17 protein-coding genes are annotated in these 19,148 nt (G+C 66.4%); 13 read left to right on the top strand and 4 right to left on the bottom strand.

Annotated elements, in window-relative coordinates:
• The first annotated feature begins 109 nt into the window (after positions 1-109).
• Positions 110-499 carry a MarR family winged helix-turn-helix transcriptional regulator gene (locus GFY24_RS25940; RefSeq protein WP_228566678.1) on the top strand — a complete coding sequence of 130 codons (390 nt, stop codon included), beginning with the start codon at positions 110-112 and terminating at the stop codon, positions 497-499.
• 174 nt (positions 500-673) lie between these two features.
• Positions 674-2,476, top strand: coding sequence for a long-chain fatty acid--CoA ligase (locus GFY24_RS25935; protein ID WP_153807705.1), 1,803 nt, complete (start codon positions 674-676; stop codon positions 2,474-2,476).
• Between the two features lie 17 nt (positions 2,477-2,493).
• On the opposite strand, the gene GFY24_RS25930 is transcribed toward GFY24_RS25935, so the two are convergent.
• On the bottom strand, positions 2,494-3,489 hold the full coding sequence (locus GFY24_RS25930) for a hypothetical protein (protein WP_153807704.1): 996 nt from the start codon (positions 3,487-3,489) through the stop codon (positions 2,494-2,496).
• Between the two features lie 520 nt (positions 3,490-4,009).
• On the opposite strand from GFY24_RS25930, the gene GFY24_RS25925 reads away from it, so the two are divergent.
• The 7 genes from GFY24_RS25925 (at position 4,010) to GFY24_RS25895 (ending at position 12,442) form a co-directional block, all read left to right on the top strand.
• A complete protein-coding gene (locus GFY24_RS25925) occupies positions 4,010-5,512 on the top strand; it encodes a condensation domain-containing protein (RefSeq protein ID WP_153807703.1) in 1,503 nt (500 codons plus the stop codon).
• Positions 5,513-5,515: 3 nt separating this feature from the next.
• Positions 5,516-6,850 carry a glycosyltransferase gene (locus tag GFY24_RS25920; RefSeq protein ID WP_194853026.1) on the top strand — a complete coding sequence of 445 codons (1,335 nt, stop codon included), beginning with the start codon at positions 5,516-5,518 and terminating at the stop codon, positions 6,848-6,850.
• On the top strand, positions 6,847-7,806 hold the full coding sequence (locus GFY24_RS25915) for an ATP-binding cassette domain-containing protein (RefSeq protein WP_153807702.1): 960 nt from the start codon (positions 6,847-6,849) through the stop codon (positions 7,804-7,806). Before GFY24_RS25920 ends, GFY24_RS25915 begins: the two co-directional genes overlap by 4 nt.
• A complete protein-coding gene (locus tag GFY24_RS25910; protein ID WP_153807701.1) occupies positions 7,803-8,636 on the top strand; it encodes an ABC transporter permease in 834 nt (277 codons plus the stop codon). The genes GFY24_RS25915 and GFY24_RS25910 overlap by 4 nt, the downstream gene beginning before the upstream one ends.
• 15 nt (positions 8,637-8,651) lie before the next feature.
• Complete coding sequence (locus tag GFY24_RS25905; RefSeq protein ID WP_153807700.1) at positions 8,652-9,992, top strand: hypothetical protein; 1,341 nt, start codon at positions 8,652-8,654, stop codon at positions 9,990-9,992.
• A gap of 113 nt (positions 9,993-10,105) precedes the next feature.
• Positions 10,106-10,921, top strand: a complete 816-nt coding sequence (locus GFY24_RS25900) for an alpha/beta fold hydrolase (protein WP_153807699.1) — start codon at positions 10,106-10,108, stop codon at positions 10,919-10,921.
• Positions 10,922-10,924: 3 nt separating this feature from the next.
• Positions 10,925-12,442 (top strand): hypothetical protein, encoded by a 1,518-nt coding sequence (locus GFY24_RS25895; protein ID WP_153807698.1) that lies wholly within the window; start codon positions 10,925-10,927, stop codon positions 12,440-12,442.
• 1 nt (position 12,443) lies between these two features.
• On the opposite strand, the gene GFY24_RS25890 is transcribed toward GFY24_RS25895, so the two are convergent.
• Entirely contained in the window at positions 12,444-13,004 is a 561-nt protein-coding gene (locus tag GFY24_RS25890; RefSeq protein ID WP_153807697.1) for a PadR family transcriptional regulator, read from the bottom strand.
• Between the two features lie 150 nt (positions 13,005-13,154).
• Here GFY24_RS25890 and GFY24_RS25885 point away from each other — a divergent pair, with 150 nt between their 5' ends.
• Positions 13,155-14,657 carry an NAD(P)/FAD-dependent oxidoreductase gene (locus GFY24_RS25885; RefSeq protein WP_153807696.1) on the top strand — a complete coding sequence of 501 codons (1,503 nt, stop codon included), beginning with the start codon at positions 13,155-13,157 and terminating at the stop codon, positions 14,655-14,657.
• Positions 14,658-14,738: 81 nt separating this feature from the next.
• On the opposite strand, the gene GFY24_RS25880 is transcribed toward GFY24_RS25885, so the two are convergent.
• The gene (locus tag GFY24_RS25880; RefSeq protein ID WP_153807695.1) at positions 14,739-15,275 is read right to left on the bottom strand and encodes a hypothetical protein; all 537 of its coding nucleotides are present in this window, start codon (positions 15,273-15,275) and stop codon (positions 14,739-14,741) included.
• A complete protein-coding gene (locus tag GFY24_RS41250) occupies positions 15,236-15,688 on the bottom strand; it encodes a hypothetical protein (protein ID WP_194853025.1) in 453 nt (150 codons plus the stop codon). Before GFY24_RS41250 ends, GFY24_RS25880 begins: the two co-directional genes overlap by 40 nt.
• A gap of 408 nt (positions 15,689-16,096) precedes the next feature.
• Between GFY24_RS41250 and GFY24_RS25870 the strand changes: the two genes are divergently transcribed.
• From GFY24_RS25870 to GFY24_RS43440, 3 genes are read left to right on the top strand one after another with little or no spacing between them, the layout of a single operon-like run.
• Entirely contained in the window at positions 16,097-17,119 is a 1,023-nt protein-coding gene (locus tag GFY24_RS25870; protein WP_153807694.1) for a helix-turn-helix transcriptional regulator, read from the top strand.
• Entirely contained in the window at positions 17,116-18,537 is a 1,422-nt protein-coding gene (locus GFY24_RS25865; RefSeq protein WP_153807693.1) for a pyridoxal phosphate-dependent aminotransferase, read from the top strand. Before GFY24_RS25870 ends, GFY24_RS25865 begins: the two co-directional genes overlap by 4 nt.
• A 27-nt stretch (positions 18,538-18,564) precedes the next feature.
• Positions 18,565-19,083 carry a hypothetical protein gene (locus GFY24_RS43440; RefSeq protein WP_153807692.1) on the top strand — a complete coding sequence of 173 codons (519 nt, stop codon included), beginning with the start codon at positions 18,565-18,567 and terminating at the stop codon, positions 19,081-19,083.
• The last annotated feature ends 65 nt before the right edge of the window (positions 19,084-19,148 follow it).

Here is a 19,148-nt window from a genome sequence, read left to right as displayed (position 1 = left end):
GTCTTCCGCACCCGATGGGCACCGGGCCGGAGCGGACGAGGAGATCGACTACGCGCTTCTGTCGCTGAACGCTCAGCTGTGTTTCGCGCTGTACTCCACGTCGCGGTCCATGACCGCTGCCTACCGTCCCTTCCTGGACGAAATGAACCTCACCTATCCGCAGTACCTGGTGCTGTTGACGCTGTGGGAGCGACCGGGAATCACCATGAAGGAGCTGGGCGAACACGTCCACCTCGACTACGGCACGCTGTCACCGCTGGTTCAGCGGCTGACCGCGAACGGGCTGGTGGAGAGCGTGCGCAGTCCGACCGACGGGCGAGCGGTGGTATTGCGCGCCACCGCCGCCAGCGCCGAATTGCAGCCCGCCGCACAGCACATGATCCATGCCGTGCTGGAGTCGGTCGGGCTGCCGCTCGCCGATATCGAGGGATTGCGGGATCGGGTCAATGCCCTCGGTACGCGGCTCGATGCGATGGTCGCGGCGGCCCGCACCCGCTGACCGAAATGGGCCGCGGCACACTCTGCGGGTGTGCGCGATGTTCGCTCGCACATTGTGATCCACGGCGCATGGCTCCAGCATTGTGAATTGGCCCTGCTTCGCGGGTCGTGCGAGAGTTTGCCCGCGTACCGGACACCGCGGTTCGGGCAGCGCCACGAGAGAGGTCGTAGAACGATGGGATCCACCGCGATTGCCGGACGTGAGGTCGAAACGAAGGCGTCCTACGTCATTGCCGAGGGTGCCTCGCTCACCGATATCGTCGACGACCTCGCCCGCACCTCCCCGGACTTCATCGCCTTCCGGCGGCCGGTGGACGGCGGTTGGACCGATGTGACCGTCGCCGAATTCGCCGCGCAGGTGCGCGCGATTGCCAAGGGGCTCATCGCCTCCGGTGTGCAGGCGGGTGATCGGGTCGCATTGATGTCCGCCACTCGCTACGAGTGGACGCTCGTCGACTACGCCATCTGGACCGCCGGCGCGTGCACGGTCGCCATCTACGATTCGTCCGCCGCCGATCAGGCGCGCTGGATTCTGGAGGATTCCGGGACCAAGCTGCTGATCGTCGAGAACGAACGGCATGCCGCGACCGTCGCCGAGATCAGCACCCCCGATCTGCTCGAGACGCTGCGCCTGGATCAGGGTGCGGTGGATGCGCTGATCGAACGCGGTGGCGCGGTTGCCGATTCGGTGCTGACCGAGCGGCGCGCCGAGGTAGGTGCGGCCACCTCCGCCACCCTCATCTACACCTCCGGCACCACCGGACGACCCAAAGGCGTTGTCCTCACCCATGAGAACCTGCTCGCCGAGGCTCTCTCGGGCAGACTGGCGCTGAGCCACCTGCTCGCCGACGGCAAGACGACGCTCATGTTCCTGCCGCTGGCGCATGTCTTCGCCCGTGCCATCGCGGTCAGCTCGCTGGCCGCCAAGGTGACCGTCGCGCACACCTCCGACTGGTCCACCCTCACCACCCAATTCGCTTCGCACAAGCCGGATTTCATCCTGGCCGTGCCGCGCGTGTTCGAGAAGGTCTACAACGGCGCGAAGCAGCAGGCGCATGACAGCGGCAAGGGCAAGATCTTCGACCTGGCCGCCGACACCGCCATCGCCTGGAGTGAAGCGCAGCAGTCCGGCGGCGCGGGCCTGGTGTTGCGCCTGAAGCACGCTGTCTTCGACAAGCTCGTATACTCGAAACTCCGTGCGGCCCTTGGTGGTCGGTGCACCGGAGCGGTCTCCGGCGGCGGCCCGCTCGGCGCCCGCCTCGGCCACTTCTTCCGCGGTATCGGCGTCCCGGTATTCGAGGGCTACGGGTTGACCGAATCCAGTGCCGCCGTCACCGTGAACACGCTGTCCCACATGCGAGTTGGCACGGTCGGCATCCCGATCGAAGGTAATGCCGTCCGCATCGCGGAAGACGGCGAAGTCCTGCTGCGCGGCAATGTCGTCTTCAACGGCTACTGGAAGAACGAAGCCGCCACCGCCGAGGCCCTCACCGATGACTGGTTCCACACCGGCGATCTCGGCTCCCTGGACGATGACGGCTACCTCTCCATCACCGGCCGCAAAAAAGAAATCATCGTCACCGCCGCGGGCAAAAACGTCTCCCCCGCCCCCATGGAAGACACACTCCGCGCCCACCCCCTGATCGGTCAGTGCATGATCGTCGGCGACAACAAGCCCTTCGTAGCCGTCCTCATCACCCTCGACCGAGACGCCCTCCCCGGCTGGCGAGACCGCAACAACATCACCGCCGACATAACCCTCGAAGACCTGACCACCCACGCACTGCTGGTAGCCGAAATCGAAGCCGCAGTAGCAGATTCAAACAAAAAGGTCTCAAAAGCCGAGGCCGTCAAAAAGATCCGCATCCTCTCCGCCGACTGGACCCAAGAAACCGGCGAACTAACCCCCAAACTCTCCCTCAAGCGAGCCGTAGTCCTGGAGAAGTACGCCACCGAAGTAACCGCCATCTACTCCTGACCCGTTCGACCCGCTGGTCAGTCGATGCTATTGGCCAGCGGATTGCGGTCGACACTGAAATACGTTTTGTCGGTGGGTAGTTGCCAGTTGGGGCCGACGAAATAGCTCTTGGCGGATTCGTCGTCGAAGGCTAGGTAGCGTAGCCAGGCTACTGCGGTTCCGGCGGAGAGGTAGTTGTTCAATTCGTCGACTACCGAGAAGTGGCTTACGCCACGGGCATTCGCTATCCAGGCGGGGGCGTTGAAGGTCAGGTTGTATTGCCACCAGCGGACCCAGGCGAAGTCGGGGACTATGAAATCGTTGTCGCCGGTGAGGAATAGGGTTGGGACGTTGATGAGTGCGCCTACCGCGAGGGGGGCGGGCTGGATCGCGAGGACACCGGCTACGTGTAGGTCGGGGTTGATGGTCTTTTCCAAGGGCGGCAGTAGCGTGGCGATTTGCAGGGATGCCTGGCCGCCGGCCGAATGGCCCGCGAAGATGGTGCGGGACAGATCGATTCGCTGGTACAGCGGTGATGCGGGATCGCGGTCGGCCGACATGGCCACGGCCAGCGCCGCCGCGGGGACATACGCCAGTGAGTTGAACCATTCGTAGGCGATCACCACTACGAACCCGTTGCTGACCCACTGCCGAGCCAGCCGGTCGTACATTCCGGGGCTGGATTCGAATCCGCCGGTGAGCACGATCAGCGGCGCGCTGCCGGTATCGGCGATATCGGCCGGATAGTAGGTGTTCACGCCCGCCGGGGAGTCCGGGCCGTAGGGGAACGCCTGCGTGCAGGTCATATCGTCGCGGTTGCCGAACAGGTGGATGACGATGTGCTGGTTCAGCCCGTACGCCGAGTCCTGGCAGGGATTGGTGCGGACCGAGGTCGCCACCGGATGCGGTCGGTCGCCACCGAAGACGGTTTGCGCGGTGGGCGGGGGGTCATCGGCCGCGGCCACCGCTGTCCACGATCCGGCGAGCATGGTCGCCGCCGCCAATGCTGTGGCGAGGACGCGCCACAGTGCCATAACCCGCATCCTCGAGGTCCTTCCGTTGCTGCCGCGGTCGACCGGAGTGAAACCTGTCAGTCTCGGAGAGTGGTGCACAACACAATGAACTCGAATTGCGATGATATATCACTTCCGGCGATCTCCGGGCGCGGAAATCGGTGCGGGCGCGCATAATTCGTGTCGTGTTACCGCTTGGGGGGTGGAGTGACGAAAGTCTCGCGAGCATTCCGTTAACCAATTGTTTGCGAGCTGGTGTATTGCGGTTTTGATATAACGATGCTGTTATTGGTGCGCGCCTCATTTGGCGCCATTTCCGGCAGCGTTGCCGCTATCTCAAACTGCTCGTCAGGTCGAGCGCCGTCTCGGCGCACCGCGTCAAACTGATGAAGGAGGCGATGCCGCGTCTCCCGCCGATGCGGGATCGTCCGGTGTGCTGGCTGATAGCCTCCAATTCGCCATACATGAATTCAAGGGCGCCTAATTTTACGAAATACCCACGCCCCGAACGCCGGTCATTTATTTCGATGAGGACATCGATATGGAATACACGCACCTATCCGAATTCGCTTTGCGCCCCGGCGCTTTGACCCTGTGGCGGCCCGAACTCGCCCCGGGTCACACCTGGACCGCCGACGAGCGACCCTTCACCAGCGTGCATGTCCGGCACTGCATGGACACCGATGCCGACGATCCCCGCCCCGGCCGCGGCCGCTGGATCGGCACCATCTTCGAAATGGATTCGCCCTTCCACGCCGAACATTGGCGCGAGACCGTACGCCTGTGGCATGCCCGGCACGAGGGCCTGCGCACCACACTCGACACCCTCGATGACCCGGAACCGCGGCGGCTGAGCTGCGCCCCGGACGCCGTTGCGGTGGCCGCCGAACCGGTCCCGGGCATTACCGGCGCCGGTGTGATCAGCGAATACCTCTGCGACACACTGGAACGGCGACTCTCCGCGCTGGCGTGGCCGCACTGCCTGCTCGCCACGATCGAACACCCCGCTACCGCCGACTTCACCGTGCTGATCGCCGCCGACCACTCGGTCATGGACGCCTACTCGCAGGCCATTGTGATCCTGGAGCTGCGCGCCCTCTACAGCGCGGTCGTCAATGGCGAGCCGGTGCGCGAATCCGTAACCTTCGGCAGCGCAGCGGATTTCGCCGCTCTGGAGCGCGGCACCGCCGCAGCGCTCACCCCGCAATGCGAGGCCGTACGAATGTGGCAGAACTTCCTGGACGGCTCCGGCGGCATGCTCCCGCGCTTCGAGCCCGCCATTACCGCGGGCAGCGGCACGCCATCCGCACTGCCGCAGACCAGCGTCTCGCGAAAACTGTTGCCGCTCAATGAACTCGAGCAGATCGAGACCATGGTCACCGAACGCGGGCATCGCCTCACAGTAGCGGTCTTCACCGCCCTGGCCATCGCCTACCGGCGCGCGTTCGGATACATCTCCATGCGGGCGATCATGCCCATCGCCACCCGCCCGGACGTGAAATGGCTCGAATCCATGGGCTGGTTCGTGAATGTCGTCCCCCTCGATATCACCCTGGCCCCCGATCTGGATCTCGATAACGCCCTGGAAGCCACCCGTCAAACCCTGCGCCGCTCCCGAATCGCCAATGACGCCACCTGGACCCGCGCCCTCGAACTGCTGAACTGCGCCGACCGCCCCCGTTTCGGCGTTTCCTTCCTGGATATCCGCGTCCTCCCCGACTACGAACTGGTCGAATCCCTGCGCGGCCACACCCTGCGCGCCGAGTCCTACTCCGGCGACGAAGTCTTCTTCTGGATAGTCCGAGCCGCCGACGGTCTGCGCCTGTCCACCCGCTTCCCCGCCGCCTTCCCCGCCCACGACATGGACCGCTTCCTCGCCGAATTCACCCGCGCCATGCGCGAATTCGCCGAAGCGGAAGTCTCGGACGTCGCGGGCACGGCAGCTCCGGAAGGCGCGTGTGCCGTCATATCCGCCGCTGGTCCTGCCACAACGGAGCCGAAAGAGGCCGCACGCCAACTTGTTCCGGTAGCGGCGCGGGGCTGAGCCGTGACTGTGCTACTGGCCTTCGCTGGCAGCCGGGGTGATGCGCAGCCGGGGGCGCTGCTGGGCCGGGAGCTGGCCGCGCGCGGGCATCGGGTCACGGTGGCGGTCTCGCCGAATCTGGTGGAATTCGCTACCGGGTACGGCGTTTCGGCGGTCCCCTTCGGGGTCGACACCGCAGAGCTGCTGCGGGCACAGCAGCAGGACCGCCGATTCTCCAGCTGGAATCCGGTGCAGCGGATTCGCGCCCTGGTCGATCTGCAACGACGCGGATTCGCCGAGGCGGCAAGGGATCTGCGGTCCATTGCCGAGGACGCGGATGTGCTGGTCACCGGCATGGCCTGCGAGGAACTCGCCGCTGAAATCGCCACCGCCCGGGGAATTCCCTTGGCGGCCCTGCACTTCTTCCCGATCCGGGCGAATCGATCCGTGCCGGTAGTTCCCACCGCATGGGGAAATCGCCTGCCGGGCAAGGCGAATCAATTGGGTTGGCAGGCGCTCGGCAAAGCACGCGCGCTCTCGCTCACCCCCGAGGTCACCGCGCTCCGCCGGGCTATCCACGAGACCGTCCGCGTCGAATCGGCGAGCGCCGTCACCGAGTCTCCGGCCCGTATCGCGATTCAGGCGTTCGACATCGAGCTCTTTCCCGGTTTGGGTGACGAACTCGGCAGTGCGCCGGTCACCGGCTTTCCGGTCGTTCCGGGCGAGGCCGACGCCATCCCGCGCCTGCTCTCGGAGTGGCTGCGGGCAGGGGAACCGCCGGTGTACGCGGGTTTCGGGTCCATGCCGGTGGCCGATCCGCACGCGGTGGAGCAGATGGTGCGGGACGTGTGCCGAAGGCAGGGACGGCGAGTGTTGTTGACGGGCAGCATGTTCGCGCCCGAATACGGGCCGAAGGTGACGGTGCTACCGCAGGTGGATCATCGCGCGGTGCTACCGCGGTGTGCGCTGGCCATTCATCACGGCGGGGCCGGAACCACCGCGGCCGCGCTACGGGCCGGAGTCCCTTCGGTCATCTGCTCGGTCCAGGCGGATCAATCGTTCTGGGGGCGGCAGCTGGACGTACTCGGGCTCGGCGTCACGCTGCCATTCGCCCAATTGTCGGCGGATCGCCTGGAACGAGCCCTGATTCGCGCCACCGACCCGACCGTCATGCTGCGCGCGTCCGCCTACGGCACGCGCTTCCGCGACGACGGTGTCGCCCGCGCCGCCGATGTCATCGAATCCTTGTCGTCGAGCGTGTATTCCAGCTCCGCACAGGTGAATTCGGCACCCCGTTCAGTCGACTCGGCAGCGCGGCCGAGCGGCGCGGCGACCATCAGAATCGGAGGTGCTCCATGAGCACTGAACTCGCAATCGAAACACAGTCGCTGGGAAAGACTTTCGGCTCACTCACCGCGGTCGACAAGGTGGACCTACGAGTCACCGCCGGAACCGTCTTCGGCCTGCTCGGACCGAACGGCGCGGGTAAGACCACCACGGTCCGCATGCTCGCCACCCTGCTGCGCCCGGATTCCGGCTCCGCCACCGTCTTCGGCCACGATGTGGTGCGTCAGGCGACCGCCGTCCGCTCCATGATCGGGCTCACCGGCCAGTACGCCGCGGTGGACGAGAACCTCACCGCCGTGGAGAACCTGCGCCTGTTCGGCCAACTGCTCGGCCTCAATCGCCGCGCCGCCGCCCGCCGCGCCGAGGAACTCCTGGAACAATTCGAACTGACCGCCGCCGCGCGCCGCCGGGTCGGCACCTTCTCCGGTGGGATGCGCCGCCGCCTCGACCTGGCCGCAACGTTGATCACCCTGCCGCCCTTGATCTTTCTCGACGAACCCACCACCGGCCTGGACCCGCACACCCGCGAGCGCATGTGGTCGATCGTGCGGGACCTGGTGGGACGCGGCGCGACCATCCTGCTCACCACCCAGTACCTGGAGGAGGCCGACGCGCTCGCCGACCGCATTGCCGTCATCGATCACGGCACGGTGGTTGCCGAAGGCACCGCGGGCGAATTGAAGTCATCCCTCGGCGAGGAGATGCTGCGCATCGATCTCGCCGATCCGGCGCAACGGCCATTGGCGGACGCCGCGGTCGAGCGCATTGTGGGAGTGACTCCGCTGCACGGTGATACGCCCGCGACCCTCACGGTTCCGTTGCGCGACATAGACAGTGCCGCCGATGTCCTCACCGCCTGCCGCACCAGCGGAATTCGCCTGCGCGGCTTCGCCGTCGACCGCCCCGACCTCAACTCGGTCTTCCTCGCCCTCACCCGGCACTCCGCGAAAGAGAGGGCCTCCGCATGACCGTGCTGACCGATTCACCGGTAGTCGAAGCGCCACAGCCCCGTATTGCCCGCCGGCCCACCGTCACGCATATCGGACCCGGTGCGGCGCTGCGGCAGTCGTTCACCATGGCCAAGCGGGGGATGCTGACCTTCCGGCACAGTCCCCAATTGCTTTATGACGCGGTGCTGCTGCCGATCATCGGGCCGCTGCTGTTCGGCAGTGTGTTCGGTACCGCCATCGCGGGCAGCCTGCACGCCTACCTCCCGACCCTGGTGCCGGGCGTGCTGGTGCAGATCGTGCTCACCTCATCGGTGGCGACCGGAGTGCAACTGTCCGAGGACATTCGGTCGGGAGTCTTCGACCGCTTCGTCGCCATGCCGATAGCCAGGTCCGCGCCCGTCACCGGCGCGCTGGTTTCCGGCGCGACCAGATATGTGATCGCCGCGCTCATGGTGCTGCTGGTCGGCTTCGGCATGGGCTACCGCCCCGAGCATCCCATCGGCCTGGTCCTGGGCGCACTGCTGGTGGTGCTCGCCACCACGGCCATGAGCTGGATTTTCGCCTTCATCGGCGTGACGGTGGCCCGTCCGGCCGCCGTACAGGGCATGTCCATGCTGGTGCTGACCTTCCTGAGCTTCGCCTCCAATGCCCTGGTGCCGGTGGCGGCCATGCCGACCTGGCTGCGGCACGTCTCGGACTACAACCCGGTCTCGCATCTGGTGGCCGCCGTGCGCACCCTCGCCGACGAGGGCCGCGCGGGCAGCGACCTGCTCTGGTCGGTGCTGGCCGCACTGCTGGTCGCGATCGTGTTCGCCCCCTCGACCGTTCGCACACTGCGCAATCGCTGATTCGGAGGACCCGGCATGAACCGGCTGACCGCAGATGATGATCTGTTCCTGAAACTGCACTCCCTGTACGGCAATGCCCTGGTCAATCAGCTGGCCTGGCGTTTCGACGAGCCACTGGATTCCGCTGTGCTGGAACGCTTTCACGCGCACCTGGCGCACGGCTTCCTGGCCCGGCGGGTGCACACCACCCGCGTACCGTTCGCCCGCCCGTGGTGGATGCCTGCCGCACAGTCGATTCCGCCGGCCACCCAGTCCGAGCCGGTGGCGGAAGACGGTGTGCTGGACTGGTTCTTCGACCAGAGTCGCGTCGACTTCGATCCCGCGCTCGGCCGGGTCTGGCGCCTCTCGGCCGCCCCGACCGTGACCGGTGGCATGCTGCTCTCCCTGGTCACCTCGCATGTCGGCGCGGACGGGGGAGCGGTGCTGTACGCGGTCGGCGATGCCCTGGATCGCTTGGATTCCGGTGCGCCGGTGGATATTGCCGCCAGCTCGGGTCGCCTGGTCGGCGATACTCCGCGAACCGGCTTGTATCGCAGCCACTTCGCCGACGCACTCGGCCAATTACGTTCGGCCGCATCGGGTATCCGCGCCGCCATGGCCGCCCGTGCCGTCGAGGAGCCCGCGCGCAATCCCCGCCCGGCCGAACCCGCGCTGCCGCTGCCGACGCGGCACACCGCCGCCAGCCTGGTCGTGGAAACCGGTCTGGCCGAATGGAATACGGTCGCCGCCGCCCACCGGGGCACCGCCAACGGCCTCATGGTCGGTGTGGCCGTGGGCATTCTGGGCCGCTCCGGCCGCATTGCCGACGGCTCCGAGGTCCGCGTCGACATCCCGCACTCCATGCGCGTCCCGCACGACCCGCGCGGTAATGCCACCACCGGACTCCCCATCGCCGTCCCCTACCGCGCCGGTGAACTCACCGACCTGGCGCAGGTCCGCGCCGCCGTCAAACAGGCCGCCCGCGCCTACGCCGACCCGGCCACCACCCCCGCCCTGCAACACCTGCAACCGGTCCAGATGCTGCTGCCCCGCTTCGTCCTGGACCGCTTCTCCCGCACCGCCAAAGCCCCCGAATGCCTGTGCACCAACCTCGGCGAAACCGGGCAATCGGTCGCCACCTTCGCCGGTATCCGCGCCCGATCGGTGCTCATGCGCCCCGTCGTCTGCACCAATGACACCGACCTGTTCCGCCGCGTAGAGGTCGGCCTCAACCTCTCCTGGTCGAGCGACGGCGAAACCGTCACCCTCGCGGTCACCGGCGCCGACCCCGACCGCTTCCCGACCCGCGACTCCCTGCGCGAATACGTGGCAAAGGAGTTCGCGGCCTGGGGCCTGCATCCGGTTTTCTGGACATAAACCTCTCGGCATAGATGTCTATGCACATATTATTTCCTTGACAGCTTCGGGTAGTCTCGCCACGAAGCCGCAACCACATATGTGCCTACAGACGTATATCCCTGGAGGATCTCGTGCGCACCCTCGCCACCACGACCGCTGCCCTGGCGATCCTCGGCACGGTATCCGGGCCCGGTACCGCGCTCGCCGCGCCCGCGATGCCGACTCCGCTCGACACCCTCACCGCGTGTCCGGCGCAGACCCGCGCCGATCCGCCGGTCCTGCTGATCCACGGCACCAATGCCACCGTCGAGACCAGCCTGGGCCCGGTGCGGCAGGCGCTGCTTGACGACGGTCGCTGCGTCTACGGCCTCGACTACGACTCCAGCGGTTCGGTCGCCACTTCGGTGACCTACTTCGCCGCCGCCGCGGAACGCATTGCCGCCCTCAATACGGTGGACGCCGTCGATCTGGTCGGAAAGTCGCAGGGCGCGTTGATCGCCCGCGCCGCGAGCCTGGAATTCACCGGCCGCCAGGCCAATCCGATTCGATCCGTGGTCGCGGTGAGCGGCCCGCAATACGGCGTCGATCCGGCCGGAATCCCGGTCGCGCCACTGGCCGCGCTGGTGCCGCCGGGCACCTCGGCCCTGACCGATGTGGTGGCGGGCTCCCCGTATCTCACCACGCTCAATCGCGGCCCCGTGGTCGCGCCCGGCGTGCGCTACACCATGATCGCCAGCCGTGACGATCGAATCGTGACCCCCTACACCTCGGCCTTCATCGATGCCCCCGGTGTCACCAATATCGTGCTGCAGGACGGCTGCCCGCAGGATCACGCGGGCCATCTGGCCGAATCCACCGATCCCCGAACCGTCGACCTGGTGCTGCATGCCCTCGACCCGGATCGGCACCCCACCATTCGCTGCACCCTGAACGAGGACCGGAAGTAGTTCATGCGCAAGAACATCAGCAGGCGAGCATTCACTCTGGGCGCACTGGGGGCGGGCGCGGCGTATTCGGTCGCGCGTACCGCGCCGGTGGGATCGGCCAAGCCGGACAGTATCTTTCGGCTCACCGCCGATGCCGCCACGCATACGGTGGATCGAGACTTCTTCGGAGTCAACGGCGCTCGCATCATCTCCGCTCAGAATGCCCGGCAGTGGCATGATCCCGCGTTCCGTGACGCACTGGCGGCGGCGCGGCCCGGTCTGCTGCGGGTGCAGGGCGGTACCACCTCACAGTGGATCGATTGGCGCACAGGGCTTTTCCAGGAGGGTGACGGCGGCGAGTTCGCGGCCCGCAATGACGGCCGCCCACCACTGCTGCTCTCCGACTGGGCAGAACTGGTCCGGCATACCGGCGCCACACCGGTTTTCGACCTGAACGTCGCACACTCCACGATCGACGATCAGCTGGACATGCTCCGTGAGGCGCGGCGGCTCGGCATGCCTGTGCGCTATGTGGAACTGGGTAATGAGCTGTGGATTTCCATGCGTCCCTACACTGAGCTGTACCCGACGGGCGCGGACTATGCCCGAGTCATGAACGAGTGGATCGCGGTCATCCGCCGCGAGTTCCCGCAGGCGCGCATAGGTGTGGCCGGGGTGGACGACTCGGGCATGTTCGCGCTGATGGGCGAGCGGGCGACATCCTGGAATGGATTGCTGTTCAGCACTATTCGCGACGCGGATGCGGTGACCCTGCATCCGTACTGGATTGTCGACCCGGTCGCGGCCGATATCGGCTCCACCGCCGGTGGCGGCGCGGTGGCCTGGGCGCGACTCGCGGAACATGTGCTGCCGCAGGTGCCGGCCGGGATGGAGGTCTGGTACACCGAGTACAACCAGATGGGCCGCGAGGCCGCGCCCCCACTGAGCCTGCTGCCCGCGCCGCAGCAGACCTGGGCGGTGGGATTGAGCGTCGCCGCCTTCACCCTGCGCACGCTCCAGGATCCGCGCACCGGTATGGCGGTCATGCACTGCGCGCTCAATGGTGCTCCGGCCGTCGATACCGGCGGTGGCGGCACCACCAATCAGGCACTGCACGCACTGATTTCGGATGGTTCGGGTGGTTCGGAGCTCTTCGGCCGGACCGCGCTGCACCGGGCGCTGTCGCCGATCTACGCGAGCATGGCGGATGGCACCGAGGTACGCGCGCTGCGCTTGGATGCCGCCGTGCAGACCCCGGCCGCACTCATCACTCCCGCGTATGTCGGTCCGGCGGAGCTTTTCACGGGAGTGGAACTGGCCGCCGGCGGGCGAACCACCGCGGTCCTGGTGAACGCCTCGGACCGCGCACTGCGAATCACCTTGCCGCCCAGCCTGATCGGAGCCCGCGACGCCACGGTCTACGCCGCCGCGCCGACCAGTGCGCCCGCCTTCGTTCCCGGCGATACCGTATCCGAAACGCGCACAGCGATTTCCGGCTCGATCGAGCTGCCGCCCTATTCGGAGGCCATCGTCAACGCCTGAATCACTCCGGCCGATTCTCGAAGTCGGCCAGGGTGACCTCCAGCCAGCCGATATAGCCGGCGGTGGAGGCGCGCCCCTGATCGTGCGCCGCCCGCATCACCTGCCCGGCCCATATCGGATCGATCTCGTCGATGGGTGCGAGCGCGTTCGTCAGTTCGTCCACCCGGGTCGGCGTGCGCACCTGCGCGCGCCGGAAATCGAGTTCGGTGCGCAGTACAGCGATGGCCTGTTCGCGTCCGAGCATGCCCGCGAACAGGAAGCGCAGCATGAAATCCGGATCCATCGGCCGGGGCGCGGGTTCGTACGGCGTTGCCGCCCAGGCCGTATGCGCCGCGCGACCGTCCGCGGTCAGGCGATACACCTTGGCGTCGGGTTTGCCCACCCGGGCGTCCACGTCGAATTCCACGAGTCCGCGCTCGACCAATTTGCCGAGTGTGCGATACACCTGCGGCAGCGAGACCCGGTAGCCGACGAACCGCCCTGGCCCGTCCATCCATTTGCCCAGGTCGTAGCCGGACAGCGGCCGCAGTGCCAGCATGCCGAGGATGAGGTTGTCCAGCATGACCTCAGCTTATGTGTTCGGGCAGCTATGACCGCGAGTCGAGCCGCGCACCGTGCGGCTACGCGAGTAGACGTTACCGGAGATAACAGATAATATCGGGTGAACCCGGCCGACGGAGCCCGGGCGTGAACAGACGAAGCGAGTACCTCAATGACGCGGCATGTCGACGTACTGATCATCGGCGCGGGCCTGTCCGGTATCGGCATGGCCTGCCACCTCACCAGGGAGAACACGGGTCGCAGCTACCTGATTCTCGAACGCCGTACCGCCATCGGCGGCACCTGGGACCTGTTCCGCTACCCGGGCATTCGCTCGGACTCCGATATGTACACCTTCGGCTACGGCTTCCGCCCGTGGATCGGCACCAAGGTGCTCGCCGACGGGCCGCACATCCGCCAGTATGTGGAGGACACCGCCGCCGAATACGGCGTCACCGACCGCATTCGCTTCGGCCGCAAAATGACCACCGCGAGCTGGAACAGTACGGCGGGCGTCTGGACCGTCGAGGCCCTCGACGAGGGCACCGGGCAGACCGAGACCTACACCAGCAACTTCCTGGTCGGCTGCACCGGCTACTACGACTACGACAAGGGCTACCGGCCCGAATTCCCGGGCGAGGAGAACTTCACCGGGCAGATCGTGCACCCCCAGCACTGGCCGGAGGATCTCGACTACACCGGTAAGCGCGTGGTGGTCATCGGCAGTGGTGCTACCGCAATCACGCTGATTCCGGCCATGAGCGATAAGGCCGCGCATGTCACCATGTTGCAGCGTTCGCCCACCTACATTGCCGCGCTGCCCGCCGACGATCCGGTCGCGGTCGGGCTCAAATTCGCGAAAGTGCCTGCGGCCATTGCCTATAAGGCGGGGCGGGCGCGCAATATCGCGCTGCAGCGGGCGAGTTACCAACTGTCCCGGACCAATCCGAAGCTGTCGGCCAAACTCATGCTGGCCGCGGTGCGGGCGCTGGCCGGTCCCGGTATCGATATGCGGCACTTCACCCCGTCCTACAACCCGTGGGATCAGCGACTGTGCGTGGTGCCCAATGGCGATCTGTTCAAGACGCTGCGCAGCGGAAAAGCCTCCATCGCAACCGATCACATCGAGACCTTCACCGAGCACGGCATTCGATTGCGCTCGGGTGCGGAGCTCGAGGCCGATATCGTGGTCAGCGCAACGGGTTTGACCGTGCAGATGCTGGGCGGCGCCACCCTCGAGGTGGACGGCGAGCAGCTCGCGACGCGAGATCTGGTGGCGTACAAGGGCGCTCTGCTCAGTAGCGTGCCCAACCTGATGGTCATTCTCGGCTACACCAATGCCTCGTGGACGCTCAAGGCCGATCTCGCCGCGGAGTACTTCTGCCGCCTGCTCAATCATATGAAGGCGCAGGGCTATACCGAGGTCGTCGCGGTGCCCGAGGAGGGCGATCGCTCAGAGGCTTCGCTCATGGGCGGCGCGCTCACCTCCGGCTACATCCAGCGCGGTGACAGCGTCATGCCGCGGCAGGGTACGCGCGGCCCGTGGTTGGTTGTCAACAACTACTTCCGGGATCGCACCATGCTGCGCAAGGGCGCGATCGAGGACGGCATCCTGCGCTTCCGCCGCCGGACCCGCGCGGCCGAACCGGTGGGAGCCGAAACCCGCTCCGCCTGAACGCAATCAAGGTGTCGGTCCATATGTCGACCGCCGGTCGATGGCGATGTCCCCTCCGCGCCGCCATCGACCGGCATTCGGTCAGGCTCTTGTGGTGCCGATCAACAGCGCCACCAGCACCACGCAGGTCGCGGCGGTCATGGCGGACATGGCCCGGCGGCTGATATGCCTGCTGCCGGTGCGGATATTGGTGACGATGGAGGCGCGGAAGTTCCCCGCGCTGCGCTCCCGCCCCTCGGCGAAGGCTGGGTCGCCGAGGTGTAGGTCGGTACCGAACCAGGGCAGGAAATGCAGTGTCCACTGTGCTCCCGCGTCATCGGTAATGCCCAGGCGTATGCCTGTGCGCCACCGAATAGGCGCGAGTGGTCGTGCCGCGCGCGACATGAGCCCGATGCTCGCGCCCGCGACCACATGCACCAGCAGCGCTGCCGCCGCGACCGCGCCGACCGTTTCGGCCATGATCGCCCGTGACATCGGCGGCATGCCCTCCACGAGTAGCGCGGCCGCGGCGAGCAGAAACCAGAATGATTGCAGCACCGGCATTTCCATCGGCATCGGAGCGGTGGTGACGGTGCCGATCAGGCTCGACCGGCGGTAGCCGGCGGCCGGCAGCGGCACTGCCGCGATCCGAGGCAGTGGCTGTGCGCAGTCGCGGCAGCGCTGGGCATTGCCGCGGCCGGGCCGGCCGCACCGTTGACATCGGAGTGTGGCGTCGGAATACACAGGTTCTCCTGACTGCGGAGCATGTCGCGTTGTGCCACCCGAATCGACAGGCGCACAACGACTTCCCGGAGAGTGGTGCCCAGTTCGCCGGCTCGGATGGCGGCCAGTTCCAGGGCGATTTCGCCGTCGGCGGGGGCGGGATCGCTCAGGATCTCGTCCAGCACCATGCCGCTGACGGCCTGCTCGAAGGTCAACTTCCGGTCCGGCAGCCAGCTCAATTCCCAGTCCTGTTCGGAAGTGGTTGAGCGGAGGGCGATTTCGGGTGTCACGTCGCTGGTGATCAACCACGTGGTGAATGCGAGGGCCATGGGTGCGAACACCTCCTCGGGAGCTGCAGGCAATTCCGCGGCTGAAAGTGCCTGTGCCATAAAGGATATGTGATGTCACTCATGGCAAAAAGAGAGTTCTTGTGGTGTTGAAAGCTGTATCTGATCCGAACGCGATATTAAATAAGCCCAATGTCGAGTAAGTATCCGGAATCTGCGCAGAAATATGCCGCTTCGCTTGGAACGTAGGGCGAAACGTCCTGTCCCGCAGCTTTTGTGATTACCGCGCAGGCTCGGAGTAGTCGCCAGCGAGAGCCATTTCCACGGGTGCAATCTTGCATATCGAAGACTCGCCGAACTTGCCTGGCACACATGACACATCGTGCTTACTATGGGTGCCGCATGGCACGTGGTGGCACGGCACATTGGAACTCTGATCGGAGAGGCAGCATGTCTCGCTCAGCCGCGGACGGCGAGCAGGTCGGCGAGCTGGTCCGCCGACTCCGCAAGGAACGCGATCTCACGCAATTGCAGCTGGCCGAACAGGTCGGCTGTTCGCGCAGCCTGATTCAGCAGATCGAGAACGGCACCCGGATTCCGCCGCTCGCACTGCGGGAACGGTTGAGTTCGGTACTGGGCGAACGTATGCCGGTCGTCGGCACCGAGACCGCCGCCGACCTGGTCAGCAGTGATCTGCGCATGCAGTTCAATATTCTGCTCGGCAAGGATCCCGAGGCGGTCGCGCGGGTGCTGGCCATCGCGCAGAGTCTGATCGATGTCGGCACGGCGCGCGGTGAGGTGAAACCGCTCGGCTTCATCGCCAAGCGGCAGCTAGAACGCGCGGAAGAGCTCCTGACGCAGATCCCCTCGGGTAGTGCCACGGTGTGGGAATGGAACACCATCAATGACTGGTTGACGGTGTTGCGCAAGGCCTCCCGGGCGATTTGCGCCATTCACACCGCGGACCTCGGCGCCATCGGTGGCGACCTAGGTGATGAGTACCATGTGGAGATTCTGCGGCTGGGCCGTGCCGGAGTCTCGGTGCGGCGGCTCTACGTCATCGACGATATCGACGATGTGGTGCCGTACGAGGACAAGATCTGGCAACAGGTGCGGGCCGGGGTGGAGACGGTGCTGGTGGACCGCATGCACGCCAGCAACGCGCAGAGCATGTTGATCGTCGACGAGAGTTATGTGACGACAGGCGAATACGATTACGCGCGGCGCGAACGCGTCGCTACCCGCTTCTCCGCGCTCAAACACGATGTCCAGTTCGCGCAGAGCAGGTTCGACAAACTATACGAACTCAGGAGTGCCGGAATGGCTCTCGTGGTCAACGAAATCATGGCGCAGCCGACGCTGTCGCGGTTTCCGCGACTCGGCCCGGAGGACAGCCGCGCGCTGTTCCGCGCCGCTCTCGCACAGGCCTGGGCCGAGGGCCCGGGCGCGAGTGGGGAAGGCGGGTACCGGTGACCGAACGCACGGCAGTGCTGTGCCCGGACCCGGTGCGCCTCACCAACCGCTCTGATGAGCGCAAGCAGGCCGCACGCGCCTACCTCGGCCCCGATCCCTGGTTTCCCGGGACTCGGGACCGGGCCTATCGCGGGATCATCGACGCCTACCACGGCGAGACCGGGCTGCGGATGGATGAGGGCACGGTCGCCGCTTTGAACACCGCGTGGCGCGAGGTGATGACCCGGACGCAACCCGACGAGTACCGGGATGGACGGCTGTACGACAAGAAACAGCCGCTGGTACTGCGAAAACTGGCGGCGGAGCGGCTGTTTCAGCGGCTGCACGAACCGGTGCCGGAGGTGGCCGGGGTGCTGGTCGATCCCGGCGAGGTGCTGGTCTGCCCGTACTCGAGCACCGTGCTGCTGGAGGAGGCGATTGCCACCATCGCGCGGCCGGGCGGGGTGCTGGTGTGCCCGGAGGGTTACTACAAGAGTGCCAGCGTGCATATCGCCAAGTACGGGCTGCGCATGGTCTCCAGTGCGGCGACCGCGGACCGGGAGTTCAAAATCGATCCGGCCGAGCTGGCGCGAATGCTGGAACACCCTGCCGCACAGGGGAATCTGTGCGGGGTCATGCTCACCCTGCCCGGGAATCCGGTGGTCGCGGAGTACACCGTGGCGGAGCTGACCGAGATCGGCCGGGTGCTGGTGGCGGCCGATGTGCCCGTCATCTGCGATATGTCCTTCGATCTGCTCGTCGATGATCACCTCCCGATCGCCGCGCTCACCGTTCCCACCCCGGACGGGCCGGTGCGGCTCTACGACCGCGTGCTGAGCATCACCGGAAACTCCAAGGCATACAACGCCTTCGGACCGAACAAGATCGGCGCGGCCTGCACCGGGAATACCGCTTGGCTGGAGGAGATCCGGGCGCGGCTGTGCGTGTCCTTCCAGCGGGAGACCACACACCTGGCGCGCGCGACCATCGAGCACACGTCCTCGGATCGGTTGGCGCACAATCGAAATCTGTTGCGGGAGCAGGTGGATACGGCGTGTGAGCTGCTGGCCGGGATCAATCACCGGCTCGGTGCGGAGCTGCTGCGCCCACTCGGCAGCCGGCAGGGCATGTTCCTCACCGTCGAGTTCGATACCGAACTGCTCGCCGGTGCGGGCGTGCACACCAGCCCCGAGCTGGAGGACCTGCTGCTCACCGTCGCCGGAATCGACAGTGTCGCATTGGGCCGCACCGGGTCTCACCGTCTCGGTGTGCGGCTCAATGTGGCGGCTCCACGTCACGGAGCCGGACAGGAGGACGAGGCAACCGGTCTGCTGCGCGAGCTGTTCGACCGCCTCGAATATCTGCTCGAACGATTGCGCGGCGGCATGACCTACGGGGATGCCCTGTCGGAGCGGCGGATTCCCGCCATCGCGTCATGAACACCGGTATCCGATCATGATCGTCGGGTGCCGCGCGAGACGGCCGCCCACGAGCGGCGTGTCGCACTGACACCCGCCGATGTGGCCGAATTACGTTCGCGCAATGTCGAAGTCCGCGTTCAACAGGGCGCGGGCTGGTATGCCGACTTCACCAACCGCGCCTACGCCGCCGCCGGAGCCACCCTCGTCGCACAGCGTGAACAGGTCTTCGCCGACCCCGCAGCCACCGTCGACTGCATCATCGCCAACGACCCGGAGCTGATCGTCTGCGCCGCGGGGCACCGTGGCAACCAGGCTCCGATCCTGCTGGATCAGCACGCTCTCGACGCGCTCACCGCTGGTGCGGTCATCGTCGACCCCACCGCCAAGGCAGGCGGCAATTGCATTGCCACCGTGCCGAATACAACGGTCGTGCTGCCCAATGGCATCACCATCGCACACCGCTCCAACTATCCGGCCGAACGCCCGCACGCCGCCAGCCGCGCCTACGGTGCGGCCACCACCGCCCAGATCCTGGGCCTGATCCCGCTCTCACCCGGCCGCTGACCCGAGCGGCCCGGAGAGGAAGTCGGTGATCTCGGTGATGGCGCGCTTCGCCTCCGGGATGGGCT

It is taken from the genome of Nocardia sp. SYP-A9097, assembly GCF_009649815.1.
In the GTDB taxonomy this organism is placed as follows: Bacteria; Actinomycetota; Actinomycetes; order Mycobacteriales; family Mycobacteriaceae; genus Nocardia.
Note: the sequence above shows the minus strand (reverse complement) of the source record. Positions and strands in the feature narration are given on the sequence as shown.

Bases quoted from the DNA above. Each gene is read 5' to 3' on its own strand.
- GFY24_RS25890 (WP_153807697.1), bottom strand. From the start codon at position 13,004: ATGCTGGACAACCTCATCCTCGGCATGCTGGCACTGCGGCCGCTGTCC.
- GFY24_RS25930 (WP_153807704.1), bottom strand. From the start codon at position 3,489: ATGGCACTGTGGCGCGTCCTCGCCACAGCATTGGCGGCGGCGACCATG.
- GFY24_RS25905 (WP_153807700.1), top strand. From the start codon at position 8,652: ATGAACCGGCTGACCGCAGATGATGATCTGTTCCTGAAACTGCACTCC.
- GFY24_RS25940 (WP_228566678.1), top strand. From the start codon at position 110: ATGACCGCTGCCTACCGTCCCTTCCTGGACGAAATGAACCTCACCTAT.
- GFY24_RS41250 (WP_194853025.1), bottom strand. From the start codon at position 15,688: ATGGCCCTCGCATTCACCACGTGGTTGATCACCAGCGACGTGACACCC.
- GFY24_RS25915 (WP_153807702.1), top strand. From the start codon at position 6,847: ATGAGCACTGAACTCGCAATCGAAACACAGTCGCTGGGAAAGACTTTC.
- GFY24_RS25935 (WP_153807705.1), top strand. From the start codon at position 674: ATGGGATCCACCGCGATTGCCGGACGTGAGGTCGAAACGAAGGCGTCC.
- GFY24_RS25870 (WP_153807694.1), top strand. From the start codon at position 16,097: ATGTCTCGCTCAGCCGCGGACGGCGAGCAGGTCGGCGAGCTGGTCCGC.
- GFY24_RS25910 (WP_153807701.1), top strand. From the start codon at position 7,803: ATGACCGTGCTGACCGATTCACCGGTAGTCGAAGCGCCACAGCCCCGT.
- GFY24_RS25925 (WP_153807703.1), top strand. From the start codon at position 4,010: ATGGAATACACGCACCTATCCGAATTCGCTTTGCGCCCCGGCGCTTTG.
- GFY24_RS25885 (WP_153807696.1), top strand. From the start codon at position 13,155: ATGACGCGGCATGTCGACGTACTGATCATCGGCGCGGGCCTGTCCGGT.
- GFY24_RS25895 (WP_153807698.1), top strand. From the start codon at position 10,925: ATGCGCAAGAACATCAGCAGGCGAGCATTCACTCTGGGCGCACTGGGG.